The 15,236-nt window shown below is 56.8% G+C and carries 15 protein-coding genes; 1 reads left to right on the top strand and 14 read right to left on the bottom strand.

Translation table 11 applies throughout. From position 1 onward, the window contains the following. Window positions 1-111 precede the first annotated feature (111 nt). The 13 genes from QOS46_RS11880 to QOS46_RS11820 form a co-directional block, all read right to left on the bottom strand. Window positions 112-1,413, bottom strand: a complete 1,302-nt coding sequence (locus QOS46_RS11880; RefSeq protein WP_283610014.1) for a DUF5711 family protein — start codon at window positions 1,411-1,413, stop codon at window positions 112-114. Beyond that, complete coding sequence (truA, locus tag QOS46_RS11875) at window positions 1,410-2,165, bottom strand: tRNA pseudouridine(38-40) synthase TruA (protein WP_283610012.1); 756 nt, start codon at window positions 2,163-2,165, stop codon at window positions 1,410-1,412. The genes QOS46_RS11880 and truA overlap by 4 nt, the downstream gene beginning before the upstream one ends. Window positions 2,166-2,175: 10 nt before the next feature. Continuing rightward, window positions 2,176-2,988: an energy-coupling factor transporter transmembrane component T family protein gene (locus tag QOS46_RS11870; RefSeq protein ID WP_283610011.1), complete on the bottom strand. Its 813-nt coding sequence runs from the start codon at window positions 2,986-2,988 to the stop codon at window positions 2,176-2,178. Then, the gene (locus QOS46_RS11865) at window positions 2,985-3,857 is read right to left on the bottom strand and encodes an energy-coupling factor transporter ATPase (RefSeq protein WP_283610008.1); all 873 of its coding nucleotides are present in this window, start codon (window positions 3,855-3,857) and stop codon (window positions 2,985-2,987) included. Before QOS46_RS11865 ends, QOS46_RS11870 begins: the two co-directional genes overlap by 4 nt. A 27-nt stretch (window positions 3,858-3,884) precedes the next feature. Next, the gene (locus tag QOS46_RS11860; RefSeq protein WP_283610006.1) at window positions 3,885-4,733 is read right to left on the bottom strand and encodes an energy-coupling factor transporter ATPase; all 849 of its coding nucleotides are present in this window, start codon (window positions 4,731-4,733) and stop codon (window positions 3,885-3,887) included. Between the two features lie 80 nt (window positions 4,734-4,813). Then, a complete protein-coding gene (locus QOS46_RS11855) occupies window positions 4,814-5,674 on the bottom strand; it encodes a class I SAM-dependent methyltransferase (RefSeq protein ID WP_283610004.1) in 861 nt (286 codons plus the stop codon). A gap of 12 nt (window positions 5,675-5,686) precedes the next feature. Beyond that, window positions 5,687-7,039 (bottom strand): phosphoglucosamine mutase, encoded by a 1,353-nt coding sequence (glmM, locus tag QOS46_RS11850; RefSeq protein WP_283610002.1) that lies wholly within the window; start codon window positions 7,037-7,039, stop codon window positions 5,687-5,689. An 86-nt stretch (window positions 7,040-7,125) separates the two neighbouring features. Beyond that, window positions 7,126-8,184: a Holliday junction branch migration DNA helicase RuvB gene (gene ruvB, locus QOS46_RS11845; protein WP_283610000.1), complete on the bottom strand. Its 1,059-nt coding sequence runs from the start codon at window positions 8,182-8,184 to the stop codon at window positions 7,126-7,128. Window positions 8,185-8,187: 3 nt separating this feature from the next. After that, window positions 8,188-8,784 (bottom strand): Holliday junction branch migration protein RuvA, encoded by a 597-nt coding sequence (gene ruvA, locus QOS46_RS11840; RefSeq protein ID WP_283609998.1) that lies wholly within the window; start codon window positions 8,782-8,784, stop codon window positions 8,188-8,190. Then, window positions 8,785-9,294, bottom strand: a complete 510-nt coding sequence (gene ruvC / locus QOS46_RS11835; protein ID WP_283609996.1) for a crossover junction endodeoxyribonuclease RuvC — start codon at window positions 9,292-9,294, stop codon at window positions 8,785-8,787. It abuts the gene before it with no gap. 198 nt (window positions 9,295-9,492) lie between these two features. Further along, window positions 9,493-10,830 carry an adenosylmethionine--8-amino-7-oxononanoate transaminase gene (gene bioA, locus QOS46_RS11830; RefSeq protein WP_283609994.1) on the bottom strand — a complete coding sequence of 446 codons (1,338 nt, stop codon included), beginning with the start codon at window positions 10,828-10,830 and terminating at the stop codon, window positions 9,493-9,495. Between the two features lie 12 nt (window positions 10,831-10,842). Further along, a complete protein-coding gene (gene bioD, locus QOS46_RS11825; protein WP_283609992.1) occupies window positions 10,843-11,565 on the bottom strand; it encodes a dethiobiotin synthase in 723 nt (240 codons plus the stop codon). After that, window positions 11,562-12,098, bottom strand: a complete 537-nt coding sequence (locus tag QOS46_RS11820) for a biotin transporter BioY (protein WP_283610834.1) — start codon at window positions 12,096-12,098, stop codon at window positions 11,562-11,564. The genes bioD and QOS46_RS11820 overlap by 4 nt, the downstream gene beginning before the upstream one ends. Window positions 12,099-12,339: 241 nt before the next feature. Between QOS46_RS11820 and ypeB the strand changes: the two genes are divergently transcribed. Continuing rightward, window positions 12,340-13,677 carry a germination protein YpeB gene (gene ypeB, locus QOS46_RS11815; protein WP_283609990.1) on the top strand — a complete coding sequence of 446 codons (1,338 nt, stop codon included), beginning with the start codon at window positions 12,340-12,342 and terminating at the stop codon, window positions 13,675-13,677. A gap of 78 nt (window positions 13,678-13,755) precedes the next feature. On the opposite strand, the gene QOS46_RS11810 is transcribed toward ypeB, so the two are convergent. Next, window positions 13,756-14,739 carry a DUF4349 domain-containing protein gene (locus QOS46_RS11810; protein ID WP_283609988.1) on the bottom strand — a complete coding sequence of 328 codons (984 nt, stop codon included), beginning with the start codon at window positions 14,737-14,739 and terminating at the stop codon, window positions 13,756-13,758. Between the last annotated feature and the right edge of the window lie 497 nt (window positions 14,740-15,236).

Here is a 15,236-nt window from a genome sequence, read left to right as displayed (position 1 = left end):
TTACGGCAAGGTTAGAAAAAAAACAAAGTGTAAACAATCGCCCTGTCGAAAAGAGCAGAAAACGGCCCTTTCTCCCCTGCCGGAAACCGGAGGGAAAGAGCCGTTTGTTGATCAGCCCGAGACCGCGCTCCCGGCGGCGTTCTGCGCTGTGTTCTGCTCCTGCTGTGCGGCAAAGTGTTCTAAGCGGATTTCACTGAAGCCCAGCACGTACACCGAGCTTTCATCCCGCAGTGTGAGCGCGCGGGCATCTTTCCCGCCGCTGCACGCACCCTTTTGCGCCCCGCCGGACGCGGTGTAGGCATGAATTGTTTCATCACTGAGCAGCACCGCGGCGGTGTCGCCGTACAGCGATATGGATTCTGCCTTTTGCCCCATTGGCACTGAGGCTGTCTGCTTACCCTTCGCGTCGACCAGCACCAGGCTGGCGGAATCCGCGTTGGCATAGGGCGCCAGCAGAAGCGCCGTGCGGCCGTTATCCACCGCGCTGCCAAGGTAGCTTTGTGAACCGTAACCGTAATCCGTTTTTTCGCCATTTTCTGAAATCACACTCGTGAGCTGGTCGCCCACCGCAACAATGGCGCCGTTCTGCCCGTAATCGAGGGAAAGCACCAGATTATCCTGATAAGTAAGCTGCGACACCGGCTTCGGGCTGCCGAAATCGAACAGATACACCACCGAAACCATTGCGCCGTTCTTCGCGGCCACCCCGGCCACAGCAGCGCGGGTGCCGCTGCGATTCAACGCAATATGAGTAATGTAGTATTCTGAAAAATCGTAAGTATAAAACGCCTTGCCATTTTCTTGGTATACCGTCATGCGCGAATGGTACCCCTGGCTTTCAGTCGCAAGGGCTACGCGCCCGTTACCGGAAATCGCTCCAGCGAGAATATCCGAATCGGCAATGCGGCGCTCCCCCGCTTTGGAGATGCTCTCCACCTGGTAGCCCGTGCCACCCAGATTATACACCAGTACGCGCTGGCCCCAGGCTTTGGCCACGGGATTGGAAAAGCTGTGCTGGCGGCGCGCCAGCTCCTTGGCGGTAGAGTTGAGCATCGTAATCGAAGTATCGCTGACCACAACCACGTTTTTGTCCGCGGCAAAAAAATTGCCGGGGGCCACGTTGCGTCCATTGTCAAGCGCGGCGGGGTAGCCGTCGCCCACGCCCATGCCAACCACCTTTGACTGGATCCACCCGCCGATGTTCTGCGGTGACAGGTTGTCTCGGTTAAACCATACGAGCAGACCCGCCACCGAAATCAGCAGAATCAGAATCACGCGGTACAGCCAGCGGGGCATCTGCGGGAACACGACCCGCTCGCGGCGCTCTCTTGCGTTCGGGTTTCCCTCACGGCCCAGCTCCTCCAGATCGCTCTCATCGTCCAAAAAGCGCTTTCCCTTGGTTTTTCGGGTCATCCCATCACTTCCTCATCGTAAAAGACACGGTTCAGATACAGTCCGTCGGGAGGAGCAGTAGGCCCTGCAATGTGGCGGTTGCGCTGCTCCAGAATCTGCGAAATCTGCTCCGGCTCGAATTTACCCTGGGCCACGCGCAGCAGCGTGCCCGCCATAATGCGAACCATATGATACAAAAAGCCGTTCGCCGCCACCGTAAACCGCACCATATCTCCCTCGCGGCTCACCTCGGCCTTTGTCACAGTGCGAACCATATTGCCGGGGTCGCGCGCGTCAATTGTGCAGAAGGAGGTAAAATCGTGCGTACCAATAAAATGAGCGGCTGCGCGGTTGAGCCGTTCCAAATCCATCGGGTACCAATAATGCAGGGCGTAACCGTACAGAAACGGGTCGCGCACCGGGGCGTTCCAGAACTGATAAACGTATTCTTTGCCCCGGCACGAGTAACGCGCGTGAAAGTCCATCGGCATTTCACGGCAGGAAAGCACCGCAACATCCGGCGGCAAAAAGTGATTCATCGCGGGCGTAAGCCGCTCGCACGGAATGTCGCGCTCGATCTTCGCGCTGATGCAGAACTGCCGCGCGTGTACGCCGGTATCGGTTCGGCTGCAGGCCTTTACGTCCGGCACACAGCCAACCACCTGAAGCATCGCCTGCTGAAAGACCTCCTGCACCGAAACGGCGTTGTTCTGCACCTGCCACCCGTGGTAAGCGGAGCCGTCGTAGGCAATGTTAAAAAGAATGTTCCGCATGGCACCCCCCCTAAAACAGGCTGGGCAGCAGCACGGCGCATGCCAGCGTACCGGCGCACGCAGCGGAGGAAACCGCAATCGCCCACCCGTCCAGAGCAGTCATGTGCAGGCTCTTCATCTTCGTGCGGCCCTCGCCGCCGCGGTAACAGCGGCACTCCATCGCCATCGCAAGCTCATATGCCCGTCGAAACGACGACACAAACAGCGGAATCAGAATCGGGATCAGCGCCTTAGCGCGCTGAATGGCCCCGCCGCTTTCCATATCGGCCCCGCGCGCCTTCTGCGCGCTCATGATCTTATCGGTTTCTTCCAGCAGCGTCGGCACAAAGCGCAGCGCGATGGTCATCATCATCGCGATCTCGTGTACCTTGATGTGAAAGACCTTAAGCGGCTTCATAATGCGCTCGAGCGCATCGGTCATGTCGGTCGGCGACGTGGTGAACGTCAGCACCGAGCTAAACAGAATCAGACTGATGATACGCACGGCGATAAACACACAGTTGATCACACCGCCGGTGCGGATGGTCAGAAAGCCCAGTTGCACCAGAATATCGCCGCTGCCGTAAAACAGGTTCAGCACCGCCGTGAGCGCCACAACAATGATGACGGCCTTCAGGCTTTTTAAATACTGCCGCACCGAAATGCCCGAAAGCAGCATGGCGCACAGTACCATTCCCACCATCAGCAGCATGGCGGGCAGATTGTTCGCGATAAAAATAAAAATAATAAACACAAAGGTTAGAACGATCTTCACGCGGGCATCCATGCGGTGAACAAGGGATTTCCCCGGAAAATACTGGCCGAGCGTAATGTCCCGAATCATCGCACGCACCCCCTTTCGCGCAGCAGCGGCAGCAGATCGCGCAGCGCTTCGTCCACTGTGAGCGCGCCCTCATTCACGGGGTAGCCCTTCGCACGGAGCAGACTCATAATTTTTGTAATCTGTGGCACGCGCAGACCCATGCTCTCCAGCTCATTCCGGCGTGAAAACACCCGCTGCACGGTATCGAGCATTACGGCCTTTCCATGGTTCATCACCAGCGCGCGGTCTGCCACACGGGCAATATCCTCCATGCTGTGCGACACCAAAAGCACCGTATTGCCGCGCTTCTGGTGGTAGCTGCGGATTTGCTCCAGCAGCTGGTCACGGCCCTGCGGGTCCAGCCCCGCGGCGGGCTCATCCAAAACCAGCACCTCGGGGTCCATCGCGACCACACCGGCAATCGCCGCCCGGCGCTTTTCACCGCCCGAAAGCTCGAACGGGGATTTTTCCAGAAGCTCGGGTCGAAGGCCTACAAACTCCGCCGCGCCAAGAGCGCGGTCCTTGACCTCGTCCTCCGAAAGCCCCATGTTACGCGGGCCGAAGCAGATGTCGCGAAACACGGTTTCTTCAAACAGCTGGTATTCCGGGTACTGGAACACCAGCCCCACCTGAAAGCGCACCGCGCGAATTTTCTTGGGCTCCGCCCAAATATCGTTTCCGTTGAGCAGCACCTGGCCAGAGGTAGGGCGCATCAGGCCGTTGAGCTGCTGAATTAGCGTCGATTTTCCCGAACCGGTATGACCAATCACACCCAGGAACTCGCCCCGGCGAATCGAGATATTGACCTCGTCCACCGCAACCTGCTCCAAAGGCGTGCCCACCCCGTACCGGTATGTTAAATTTTTTGTTTCCAATATGACTTCGGACATGCCGTTTTGTTCCTCCGTTTCGCCGGATCAGGCGTTCAGCAGCAGCTCCAGGGCGGCCACGCATTCCTCTTCGTTCAAAACACCCTCGGGTACGGTACAGCCGGCCTTACCCAGCCGGTACAAAAGCTCCGTGGCCTGGGGAACGTCCAGCCTGTGTTCCCGCAGTAGCTCCACATGGGAAAACACCTCGCGGGGCGCACCCTCCAGCAGGATTTCTCCGCTGTCCATCACGATCACACGGTCGGCCTGCACGGCTTCGTCCATGTAATGGGTGATGAGCACCACTGTAATCCCATGCTCGCGGTTTAACCGGCGGATGGTTTCCATGACCTCCGTGCGGCCGCGAGGATCGAGCATGGCGGTCGGCTCATCCAGCACAATGCAGTCGGGCTGCATCGCGATAATTCCCGCAATAGCGACGCGCTGCTTCTGCCCGCCGGAAAGCTTGTATGCGGAATGCGAAGCATATTCCAACATTCCCACCGCTTCGAGCGCCGTATCCACCCGTTTGCGGATTTCCGCCGGGGGCACGCCCAGATTTTCCGGTCCGAACGCCACATCCTCCTCCACAATGCTGGCCACCAGCTGATTGTCGGGATTTTGCAGCACCAGCCCAACGCGCCGGCGGATTTCGTATTTGAGGCTCTCGTCGATGGTATCCATTCCATCCACATACACCCGGCCGCCGCTGGGCAGCAGCATGGCGTTAAAGTGCTTGGCCATCGTGGATTTCCCCGAGCCGTTATGCCCTAAAAGGGCGACGAACTCACCCTTCCTGATTCCCATGGAAACATCGCGCAGCACTTGCTCCGCCTGTTCCCCTTCCTCCGCCGCGTCGTAAAAAAACGACACGTGTTCCGCCTTGAGATATTCCATAGCTGCTCCATTTTAAGAAGGATGTTCCTTCTTTTCTCGCAATTAATAATTTTTAGCTTGTCCCTCGAGCCGGGGCAGGTTCAACCCGCCCAGATCGCGGTATTGCCGCAGGGCAGCACCAGGCCGCTCTGGGTGACCGGCAGTCCGATTTCATCCGCCGAAACGGAGCCCCCGAACTCCTTTTGTAAAAGGGTTGCCAGCAAATATGCCATCACCGAGGGGGAAAGCCCCGTGGTGTAGGAATTCAGGACAAAAAACAGGGGATTCTTCGAAAGCAGCGGCACGCAGAGCTGCACCAGCGGGTACAGCTGCTCCTCGAGCTTCCACACCTCGCCGCCCGGCCCGCGCCCATAGGAGGGCGGGTCCATAATGATGCCGTCGTAGGTGTTGCCCCGGCGCTGCTCGCGCTGCACAAATTTAACGCAGTCGTCCACCAGCCAGCGAACGGGCTTGTCCGTAAAGCCACAGGCCGCCGCGTTCTCTTTGGCCCACGCCACCATTCCCTTGGAGGCGTCCACATGGCAAACCTCGGCTCCCGCCGAAGCGCACGCCAGCGTAGCCGCGCCCGTGTAGCCGAACAGGTTCAGCACCTTGATCGGCCTTCCCGCGCCGCGAATTTTACCCATCACAAAATCCCAGTTCACAGCCTGTTCGGGAAAAATACCGGTGTGCTTAAAGCCCATGGTTTTAAGCTGAAACGTCAGCTCATGGTATTTGATTTTCCACATGCCCGGCACCGTGCGGTATTCCTCCCAGCGCCCGCCGCCCGTATTCGAGCGCAGGTAGCGCGCGTGGGCGCGCTTCCACATCGGGTGCTCGCGCGGTGTTTTCCAAATAATCTGTGGGTCGGGTCGGATTAAAATAATCTCGCCCCAGCGCTCCAGCCGCTCCCCGTCCGAAGCGTCAAGCAATTCGTAGTCTTTCCAGTTTGCAGCTCTCAAATGATTCCTCCGTTAGGCCAGGCGCTCGCGCACCACATCGGCCAGCTCATGTGCCAACGCACTAATTTCATTGTGATCCTCACCCTCGATCATCACACGCAGCAGCGGTTCCGTACCGGAAGGTCGAACCACAACGCGGCCGCGGGTACCAAGGCGTTCTTTGGTACGCTCTATCGCCTCGCCAACCTCAGAGTCGGTATAGAAGCGCAGCTTGCCCTCGCGGCTGACGGTCACGTTGACCATCACCTGCGGGTAACGGGCCATCAGCGTCGCCAAGCTCGACAGATGCGCCGAGCGGCGGTTGAGAATCGTCAGCAGCTGCACGCCGGTCATTTGTCCGTCGCCCGTTGTGCCGTGGTCGAGAAAAATGATATGCCCGCTCTGCTCGCCACCGAAGTTATAGCCCTCCTGCAGCATTTCCTCCAGCACATAGCGGTCGCCCACCTTGGTGGCGGCAAACTTTATTCCGTTTTCCTCACAGAAGCGGATAAAGCCCATATTTGTCATGATTGTGCCCACGGCGGCGCTTTTCGCCAAACGGCCCTGCGATTTAAGATCGAGTGCGCAGATCGCCATGAGAAAATCGCCGTCTACCAGCTGGCCTTGCTCATCTACCGCAAGGCAGCGGTCGGCGTCGCCGTCAAACGCCAGTCCGGCATCCATTTGATTCGCTTTTACATATTCCATCAACGGTTCCATATGGGTAGAGCCGCAGTTGTCGTTAATATTCACCCCGTTCGGCGCATCGGAGAGCATGTGGCACTCGGCCCCCAGCTCGGTGAACAGCGTCTGCGCGGTCGTCGCGGCAGAGCCGTTCGCGCAGTCCAGCGCAACGCGCAGGCCTTTGAGCGCACCCTCCGGCACCGTGCTTTTCACATGATCGATATAATCGCGCAGCGCCTGGGGCGCGGCAGAAATAGAACCAACCTCGCCTCCGGTGGGGAACTGGGGGTGCTCCTCGTGGTCAAGCACAATCGCCTCAATTTGTTCCTCCAACGCGTCGGGCAGCTTATAGCCGGTGCTGCTGAAAATCTTAATGCCGTTGAACTCGCAGGGGTTGTGCGAGGCGGAGATCATTACGCCCGCGTCGGCTCCGTATTTCTTCACCAGATACGCCACGGCGGGGGTAGGCACCACGCCCAGGTGAACCACATTCGCGCCAATGCTGCAAAGCCCCGCCGCCAATGCGCTCTCGAGCATGTCGGAAGAAATGCGGGTATCCTTTCCGATCAGGATTTTCGGGTGGCGTCTGCCGCCCTTGCCTAACACCATGGCTGCCGCGCGGCCGATATTCATTGCCAGCTCACACGTTAAATCTGCGTTCGCGACGCCTCTGGCGCCGTCGGTTCCAAATAGTCTTCCCATCTTGCGTCTCCCATCGATCATTGGATCGTTATTTATTCTGCGTTCTTTTCCCTCGCCATCGGCGGGGGGAATCGTATCTTTTAGAATTAAAACAGCTTTTGCTGCGCTCCACCCAAATCCTCCGGCGGAGTAAGGCCCAAATGCAGGTATGCCGCCCGCGTTACACAGCGCCCGCGGGGGGTACGGCTCAAAAAGCCAATCTGAATGAGGTACGGCTCGTAAACATCCTCGAGCGTAACGGATTCCTCGCCGATGGCGGCGGCAAGCGTATCAAGGCCGACCGGGCCGCCACGGTAATAGTCAATCATCGTGCGCAGCATGCGGCGGTCGTTCGCGTCCAGGCCGATTTCATCCACCTCGAGCCGGTTGAGCGCGCGCCGCGCGGCCTCCACCGTAATGACTCCGTCGCTGATCACCTGCGCAAAATCGCGCACACGGCGCAGCAGGCGGTTTGCGATACGCGGCGTGCCGCGTGAGCGCGAGGCTAGCTCGAGAGCGCCGTCCGGGTCAATGGGGATCGCTAAAATCCCGGCGCTGCGGGTGACAATCTTCGCCAGCTCCTCCGGCGAATACAGCTCAAGCCGCAGCACAACGCCGAAGCGGTCGCGCAGGGGCGCCGAAAGCTGCCCGGCGCGCGTTGTCGCGCCCACAAGCGTAAACGGCGGCAGCGGCAGGTGATACGAAGCCGCCATCTGCCCCTTGCCGGTAATAATGTCGAGCGCGAAATCCTCCATGGCAGGATACAAAATCTCCTCCACACTGCGCGACAGGCGGTGAATCTCATCAATAAACAGCACATCGCCGGGGGAAAGGTTCGTCAGGATTGCCGCCAGATCACCCGGCTTTTCAATCGCCGGTCCGGAGGTAATGCGCACCCCCACTCCCATCTCGTTCGCGATGATCCCCGCGAGCGTCGTTTTGCCAAGGCCCGGCGGGCCGTACAGCAGAACGTGGTCGAGCGTTTCTTTTCTCTGCTTTGCCGCCTCCATGAACACCGCCAGATTTTCCTTGACCTTCTGCTGGCCGATGTATTCCGAAAGCACGCGCGGACGCAGGGGGTTTTCCACCTCGGCGTCCTCAGGGTTATAGTCAGGGGCGACGACACGGTTTTCCAGATCGAGTTCGTTTTCAAAGGAAAATTCCATGCCTTATCGTCCTCCCATCGATTTCAGTGACAGCCGAATCAGCTCCTCCACCGGCAGGGCACTGTCGAACCTGCCGACAATCTGCGCAGCCTCGGTGGGCGACCAGCCCAGCACTGCCAGCGCGCTGACCGCGCCCGCCGCGTTGCCGATGGCAGGGTTCACAGCCAATTCCCCGGCGGAAGCCGTTGCCACGCCCATCTTTTTTACTTTATCCTTCAGCTCCAGCGCGATGCGCTGCGCGAGCTTGGGGCCAACGCCGCTGGCACGGGACAGCGCCTTGCTGTCCCCCGAAGCCACCGCGAGCGCCACCTGCTCCGGCGACAGCTCCGACAGAATCGAAATGCCCACCTTTGCGCCCACCCCGCTGACAGACGTCAGCATCTTAAAGCAGTTCAGCTCCGTCATCGTGTAAAATCCAAACAAATCGAGTGCGTCCTCACGCACGCTCAGGTGCGTGAACAGGCGAACCTTCTCGCCGATCTGCGGCAGGGAACGCTGTGTACTCATCGAGGTAAAGCACTTAAAGCCCACACCGCCGCATTCAATCACGGCTAACGTGGGTTCCGCATGAATTAAGATGCCCGATACACTGTAAAACATTTATCTGATTCCTCCCGACAGAATGGCCCTGCGCAAGGGCGAGCCTGCCGCCTGCCCATGGCAGATGGCCATCGCCAGCGCGTCCGCGGTGTCATCCGGCTTCGGCAGCTCTGTCAGGCACAAAAGCTTTCGGGTCATTTCCATCACCTGCGGCTTTTTTGCCTGCCCGTAGCCCGTAACGGCCTGCTTTACTTGAAGCGGTGTATACTCAAACACCGGCACTCCGGCCTTGCGCACCGCCAGCAGAATGACTCCGCGCGCCTCCGCAACGCCGATTGCGGTTGTTTTGTTGTTCGTAAAATACAGCTTTTCGATGGAAACCGCATCGGGTCGGTTATGCGCCAGAACCGCGCACAGGGAATCGTAAATCGACACCAGGCGCTCTTCAAACACCTCGCCTGCCGGTGTAGTGATCGCGCCATATTCCATCGGGCGGTATTTGCCCGAGCGCGCGCTCACCACGCCGTACCCGACGATCGCGTACCCCGGGTCAATTCCCAATATTACCATTTCACCGCTCCGCTCCGTTTTCGTTATATAATCTGATTTGTTATTATACCATAAAACCTGAGCTGTGAAAAGCATTTCGGGCAAGCGAATGAGAGAATCCGAACACAGAAAAAAACAGAGGAATGACTCCCGGCCGAAAAGGTACCGGCCCGGCAGCAGACTGGGAGAAATCTACCGCCGGGCCCGGCACGAAAAACACTATAAGACGTCGTTCATGGCCGCTACACAGCGCTCCACCGCGCAGTCAATCTGCTCTTCGGTGATAATCAGCGGCGGATTAAAATAGAGGACATTCCCGAGCGGGCGCAGCAACAGTCCCCTCTTCAGGGCTTTTTGATAGATTTGATATCCCACCCGCAGCTTTGGGTCAAAATCTGTTTTTGTTTTTTTGTCACGTACCAGCTCCACTGCGTGAATCAGGCCGATATGGCGGATTTCGCCTACATTCGGGTGCTCTTTGAGCGCCCTGTTCAGCGTCTGATTCAGGTATTTTGCCCGTCTGGCCGCATCCTCCAGAACCGGTTCTGTGCGAAATATCTTTTGGACTGCCAAAGCGGCGGCGCACCCCAACGGGTTACCGCTGTAAGTATGGCTGTGCATAAACGCCTTGCCTTCGCTGTAATCGGCATAAAAAGCGTTGTAAATTTCGTCCGTGGTCACGGTGATGGCCATCGGCAGGTACCCACCGGTCAACCCTTTTGAAATGCACATAATGTCGGGAGAAATCCCCGCGTGGTCGCAGGCAAACATTTTCCCGGTGCGGCCAAATCCGGTGGCAATTTCATCGGCGATCAAAAGAACGCCGTACCGGTTGCAAAGAGCGCGCAGCTTTTTCAGGTACAGGGGCGGGTAAATCCGCATGCCAGCGCTCCCCTGCAGCAGGGGCTCCACAATAATGGCGCAGGTTTCTGCGGCATGCTGTTCGAACGCCTTCTCGGCGTGCTCAAAGCACTCGCAGGCGCAGTCCTCCCTGCATTTTCCATAGGGACACCGGAAGCAATCCGGCGCCTGAATGCGGATGGTATCCAGCAGAATGGGGCGGTACAGCTTTGCGTAAAGGTCCAGTGTGCCTACGGAAAGAGCGCCCACAGTTTCGCCGTGGTAGCCCTCCGAAAGACACATAAACCGGGTTTTTTCCGGGTGGCCGGTCTGGTTCTGATACTGAAAGGCCATTTTTAGGGAACACTCCACTGCCGCCGACCCGTTATCTGAAAAATTGAATTTTGTCAGCCCCGCAGGCAAAATCTTCACAAGCTGCTCACACAGCCGGATTGCTCCCTCATGGGTAAAATTAGCAAAGATCACGTGCTCCAGCCGGTCCAGCTGTGCCTTGATTTCCTCATTGATGCGGGGATTGCAGTGACCCAGCAGATTACACCACCAGGAGCTGACAATATCGATGTACTCCTTCCCGTCCTCTCCATACAGGTACACGCCCTGCCCATGGTCGATCACAATCGGGGGCAGAGTTTCGTAGTCCTTCATCTGAGAACAGGGATGCCAAATATACTTTAAATCCTTCTCCACTAAATTCATTTTCTTTTCCCCTTATTCATACAACGCTTTGATCGTCTCCGCAGAACAGTCCATATTTTGCTGCCCTTCCTTTACCCGTGCAATCACCGGCACACCAGAAAGCTTCTCGATCATATAAAGATTATCCTCCTGCATCTTTCCGCCGGAATACCGGTTCAGAATGATTCCCCGCACCGGAATCTGCCTGTTCCGCAAATATTCCACCGTCAGCACCGCAGCGTTGATGGTGCCAAGCCCGGAATCGGCAACCACTACCGTTCCCAGACCCAGCGCTTTTACAATATCCTCCAACAGCAGATGCTTTTCTTCGTCCCAGCGAATGGGGCAGACAATTCCGCCGCTGCCTTCCACCGTCACGTAATCATACCGGGAGCAGGCCGCCCGGTAATCCAGGAGGATTTTTTCCAACCGAACGGGATTTTCTTCCCACTGTGCCGCCAAATGGGGGGAAACCGCATTCTTGTATAGATAAGACAGCAGAAGCTCCTCCCTCTGGCCAATCTCCGCGATGCGGTTCACATACCCGGCGTCGCTTTCTCCAATGGAGTCTGCTCCGCTGAGGGCCGCCTTGTAATACCCGGCGTTATACCCGGCCTGCCGCAGCGCTCGCACCAGCAGTGCGGTGATATAGGTTTTTCCCATATCCGTTCCGGTGGCGGTCACGAACAAGCCTTTTGTTCCGCACTTTTCACGAAGCTGCTGCCGTTCCTTTTCTTCCAGCACATTCTCGTTCACCCGACGCTCACCTCTCTTTGCAGCGTAGGGCGAACCCGTTTGGCAACCACAGCTGCCAGCAAGCACAGCGCAATATCTCCCGGTACAGCCAGAAGAAAGCAATATAAAAACAACGGCCAAAGCCCGATGGGTGTACCCAGATAAAAGGCGCTGATGAACGCGTAATAGGCCATCCCGCAGGAATAAACAATCGCAAGCCCGACAAAATTGGCAAACAGAAGCCTGCCATACCCCAGAGATACGTCCCGCCCTGCGAGCTGCCCCGTCACATAGGAGGCAATTGCAAAGCCAATAATGTACCCAAAGCTGGGCTTCAGCAGATACCCAATTCCGCCGCCCTCTGTAAAAACAGGCAGCCCAACCAGCCCCATAGCAATATAAATGCCTACGCTGGTCGCACCCAAACGCCCGCCCAGCAGCAAACCTGCCAGCATCGTAAATAAAAACTGCAGAGTAAAGGGAACCACCGGAATCGGAATCCGGATAAAGGTGCCTACCACAATCAATGCCGCAAACAGCGTACACATCGTCATCTCGCGGATTTTGCTCTCTTTCAAAAATCAAATCCTCCTTTATTTTTTAGGTTTGGTGCAGTCATGATCCGCAGAAACCCCATCAGCCAACCGGTCAACAAAATCTAGTATAACAAATCGGAAACTATTGTCAACCTTGTTTTAAAAAATAAGTTTACAATTTAGTTGCAATGTATTTTCCTTTGTTTGCATATTTAGCGCCGCCCAGCTCAAAATATATGACGAAACGGAGGGAACGCAAATGACCCGCAGAAGGAAACTACAAATCGGCAGCGTAGCCGCCGCGCTGGTACTGCTGCTGACCGTCACCGCCATTGGCGGCTGGTGGACCGCGAACCGTTACCGCACCGATCTGGAATATAGCTACCGACGCTCGCTCAGCGATTTGGGCGACTATGTGTCCAGCCTTGAAACAACGCTCACCAAGGCGGTTTACGCCAACACCTCCACACAGCAAAACGGCGTGGCCGCGCGCCTGATGCGCGATTCCAGCAGCGCGAAAGCCGCTCTTTCCGCCCTGCCGCTAAAAGGCGACGAATTTGACAACATGAGCAAATTTCTGGCGCAGGTTGGGGATTTCTCCACCTCCCTTTCCGCCAAGGTCAGCGCCGGGGGGAAAATCAGCGCAGACGAATATACTCAAATTCAAAGCCTTGGCGGCTATGCAACTAAGCTAAGGCAGGGGCTTTCGCAGGTGCAGGATGAGCTTTCCGCCGGTGAGTTGCAGATTGGTGAAACGGAATCGCTCGTCAAAGGCCTGCGGGCGTCGCAGCCGGTATTCAGTGATAAGCTGGAATCTGTGGCTAAGGATTTCGAGGATTACCCCAAGCTGATTTATGACGGCCCGTTCTCCGATCATATTGGCCAGCAAGCACCAAAGCTGATTGAGGGAAAGGCCGGGGTGCCGCAGGGCAACGCACAGCTCCTGGCCGCCAAGTTTCTAAATGTGGACCAGTCTAAGCTGACCCACACCACAGACAACGAGGGCGGTCTGCCGGCATATAATTTTTTATACGGCGATATTCGGGTATCGATCACCAAGGCGGGCGGTGTGCCTGTTCGGCTGATCGACCCGCGTGACATCGGCACTGACAACCTGGATTACAAGGCGGCGCTGAAAAAGGCAAAGGAGTTCCTGGATTCCCGCGGTTTTACTGATATGAAGGAAAGCTACTACTTCATGCACGACGGCAAATGCACTATTAACTTTGCGTACGCCATCAAGGGTACCGTGTATTATCCCGATTTGATCAAGGTATCCGTCGCCATGGACAACGGTGAGATCGTCGAGGTGGACGCCACCGGCTATGTCATGAACCACACTAACCGCGCGGTTCCCAAGGTGGCGCTGACCATGGCCGAGGCACAAAAAAATGTCAGCCCATATCTCACGGTAAAAGAAGGGAGGCTCGCCATCATCCCGACCGCCGGTCTCAACGAAGTAACGACGTATGAATTTTTATGTGAAAGCAAGGATAAAAAAAAGGAACAGGTGCTGGTGTATATCGACGCCAACAAGGGCTTTGAGCGCGATATTCTGATCCTGCTGTTCTCAGACAACGGTGTGCTGACGCAGTAGCCGCCGTGCTGCATTGAATTGAAAACAGGGCTTACCGTTTCCATCCGTTTTGGATGGAACAGTAAGCCCCGTTCTGTTTTATTCCTGCGGCGGAAGCTTCGGAGGATTGCCGTCCTCTTCCCCGTCCTTTGGCGGGGCGGCCGGCTGCGCACGGCGCTTCTTGCGACGCGTCACTAGCCAGACAATGCCGCCGGCCACTGCGATCAGCAGCAGAATCGGCAGCCCGCCGATCACTACAACGAGTGCGCCCTCGCCCGCGTCACCCAGCCAGCGCAGCGACTGCCGGAACTGGTACGCGATTTTTTCGCCGAGCGTTACGGGTGTTTTGTCGATAATCGTCGCCTTGCTCACCTCGTACAAATCCACCGTGATGGTGCTGTAATTCACCAGAGAATCGTACTGGCGCAGGGTGCCGGTAAGCTGTTCAATCTGGTAGGTAACATCGGCCAAGGCCTTTTCCAGCTCCACAATATCGGCCATTTTGTCGGCTTTTTTCATCAGCTCCAACAGGCGTGTTTGCTGGGTGCGCAGCGCGCTTAAATGCGCTTCGGTGTCGTAGTAGCTTTCTGTAATGTTTTCGCTGCTGCTGGAAACGTTCAGCACCGAGCCGATGGTTCCGGACTGTTCTTTCCACGCCTTTAGCTTCTCCTGTGGAATCCGCAGTACATAATGGGCCGTGCGGCTGTCATTTTTCTGCAGCGCACCGTCGCCGTCCACACCGGATTCCTGAATATAGCCGCCCAGCTGCTCTGTGAGCGTTTGCAGCGTTTGAATCGATTTGTCAAATTCCAGCGTTTCCATATGGTAGTTCAGCCGCTCGATAATTTTCTGGCTGGAAAGTGCTTTCTGCGCGGCAGCGGTATCGGCTCCGCTACCGGCCACGCCTGCATTTTCCTCCGACTTCGCAATGGCCGTAACCGACGAACCCGCCGCATCCATAGTTTGAGCCGCGGTGGTGTTGGGAGCAGCGCTGCTGGCAGAGCAGGCGGTAAAGAGCAGGGAGGCTGCCGCCGCCAACGCAATGGCTGAAACAGCCATCGAATATTTTCTTTTGGTTCTCACGGGGATCGGCTCCTTTCTTTTCCTAAAAGGGTTCCATTCTTCCGCGGGTTCCACCCGCCCGTTTTGTCTAGATTATAGCAGTCAGCCCTATTTTCTGTAAAGAAACAATCCCGTAACCGGGCAGAGCCCCTTACGCTCTTTTTCTTGTAAAAGAATTTGTTTTTTTGTGAGGATTCCCCGTGGGGATTCTGCTGGCGCAGGGTTTGCCCCTCATGCCCGGGCGGGGCTTTGCTTTTTTCTTATAAAAGAATTTATCTTTTCCGGGGGTTCCCCGTGGAATTCTGCTGGCGCAGGGCTTGCCCCTCATGCCGGGGCAGGCACTTCCTTTCTTGCGAAAAGAAAGGAAGCAAAGATTCGCCAAGGCTCCGCCTTTGGAATCCGTTTAGGGGAACAGCTCCTGAAAGCATCACCGACAGCCACCGGAAAGGCGCTCCATTGAAAATGCCCACTCTCCGGGCTTCATCTGAACATAAGTCTTGCTGTCTCATCTGTCGGCG

The organism is Faecalispora anaeroviscerum, assembly GCF_947568225.1.
GTDB lineage: Bacteria > Bacillota > Clostridia > Oscillospirales > Acutalibacteraceae > Faecalispora > Faecalispora anaeroviscerum.
Note: the sequence above shows the minus strand (reverse complement) of the source record. Positions and strands in the feature narration are given on the sequence as shown.

Coding starts and splice junctions, on each gene's coding strand:
- QOS46_RS11880 (WP_283610014.1), bottom strand. CDS start 1,413: ATGACCCGAAAAACCAAGGGAAAGCGCTTTTTGGACGATGAGAGCGAT.
- truA (WP_283610012.1), bottom strand. CDS start 2,165: ATGCGGAACATTCTTTTTAACATTGCCTACGACGGCTCCGCTTACCAC.
- QOS46_RS11870 (WP_283610011.1), bottom strand. CDS start 2,988: ATGATTCGGGACATTACGCTCGGCCAGTATTTTCCGGGGAAATCCCTT.
- QOS46_RS11865 (WP_283610008.1), bottom strand. CDS start 3,857: ATGTCCGAAGTCATATTGGAAACAAAAAATTTAACATACCGGTACGGG.
- QOS46_RS11860 (WP_283610006.1), bottom strand. CDS start 4,733: ATGGAATATCTCAAGGCGGAACACGTGTCGTTTTTTTACGACGCGGCG.
- glmM (WP_283610002.1), bottom strand. CDS start 7,039: ATGGGAAGACTATTTGGAACCGACGGCGCCAGAGGCGTCGCGAACGCA.
- ruvB (WP_283610000.1), bottom strand. CDS start 8,184: ATGGAATTTTCCTTTGAAAACGAACTCGATCTGGAAAACCGTGTCGTC.
- ruvA (WP_283609998.1), bottom strand. CDS start 8,784: ATGTTTTACAGTGTATCGGGCATCTTAATTCATGCGGAACCCACGTTA.
- ruvC (WP_283609996.1), bottom strand. CDS start 9,294: ATGGTAATATTGGGAATTGACCCGGGGTACGCGATCGTCGGGTACGGC.
- bioA (WP_283609994.1), bottom strand. CDS start 10,830: ATGAATTTAGTGGAGAAGGATTTAAAGTATATTTGGCATCCCTGTTCT.
- QOS46_RS11820 (WP_283610834.1), bottom strand. CDS start 12,098: ATGACGATGTGTACGCTGTTTGCGGCATTGATTGTGGTAGGCACCTTT.
- ypeB (WP_283609990.1), top strand. CDS start 12,340: ATGACCCGCAGAAGGAAACTACAAATCGGCAGCGTAGCCGCCGCGCTG.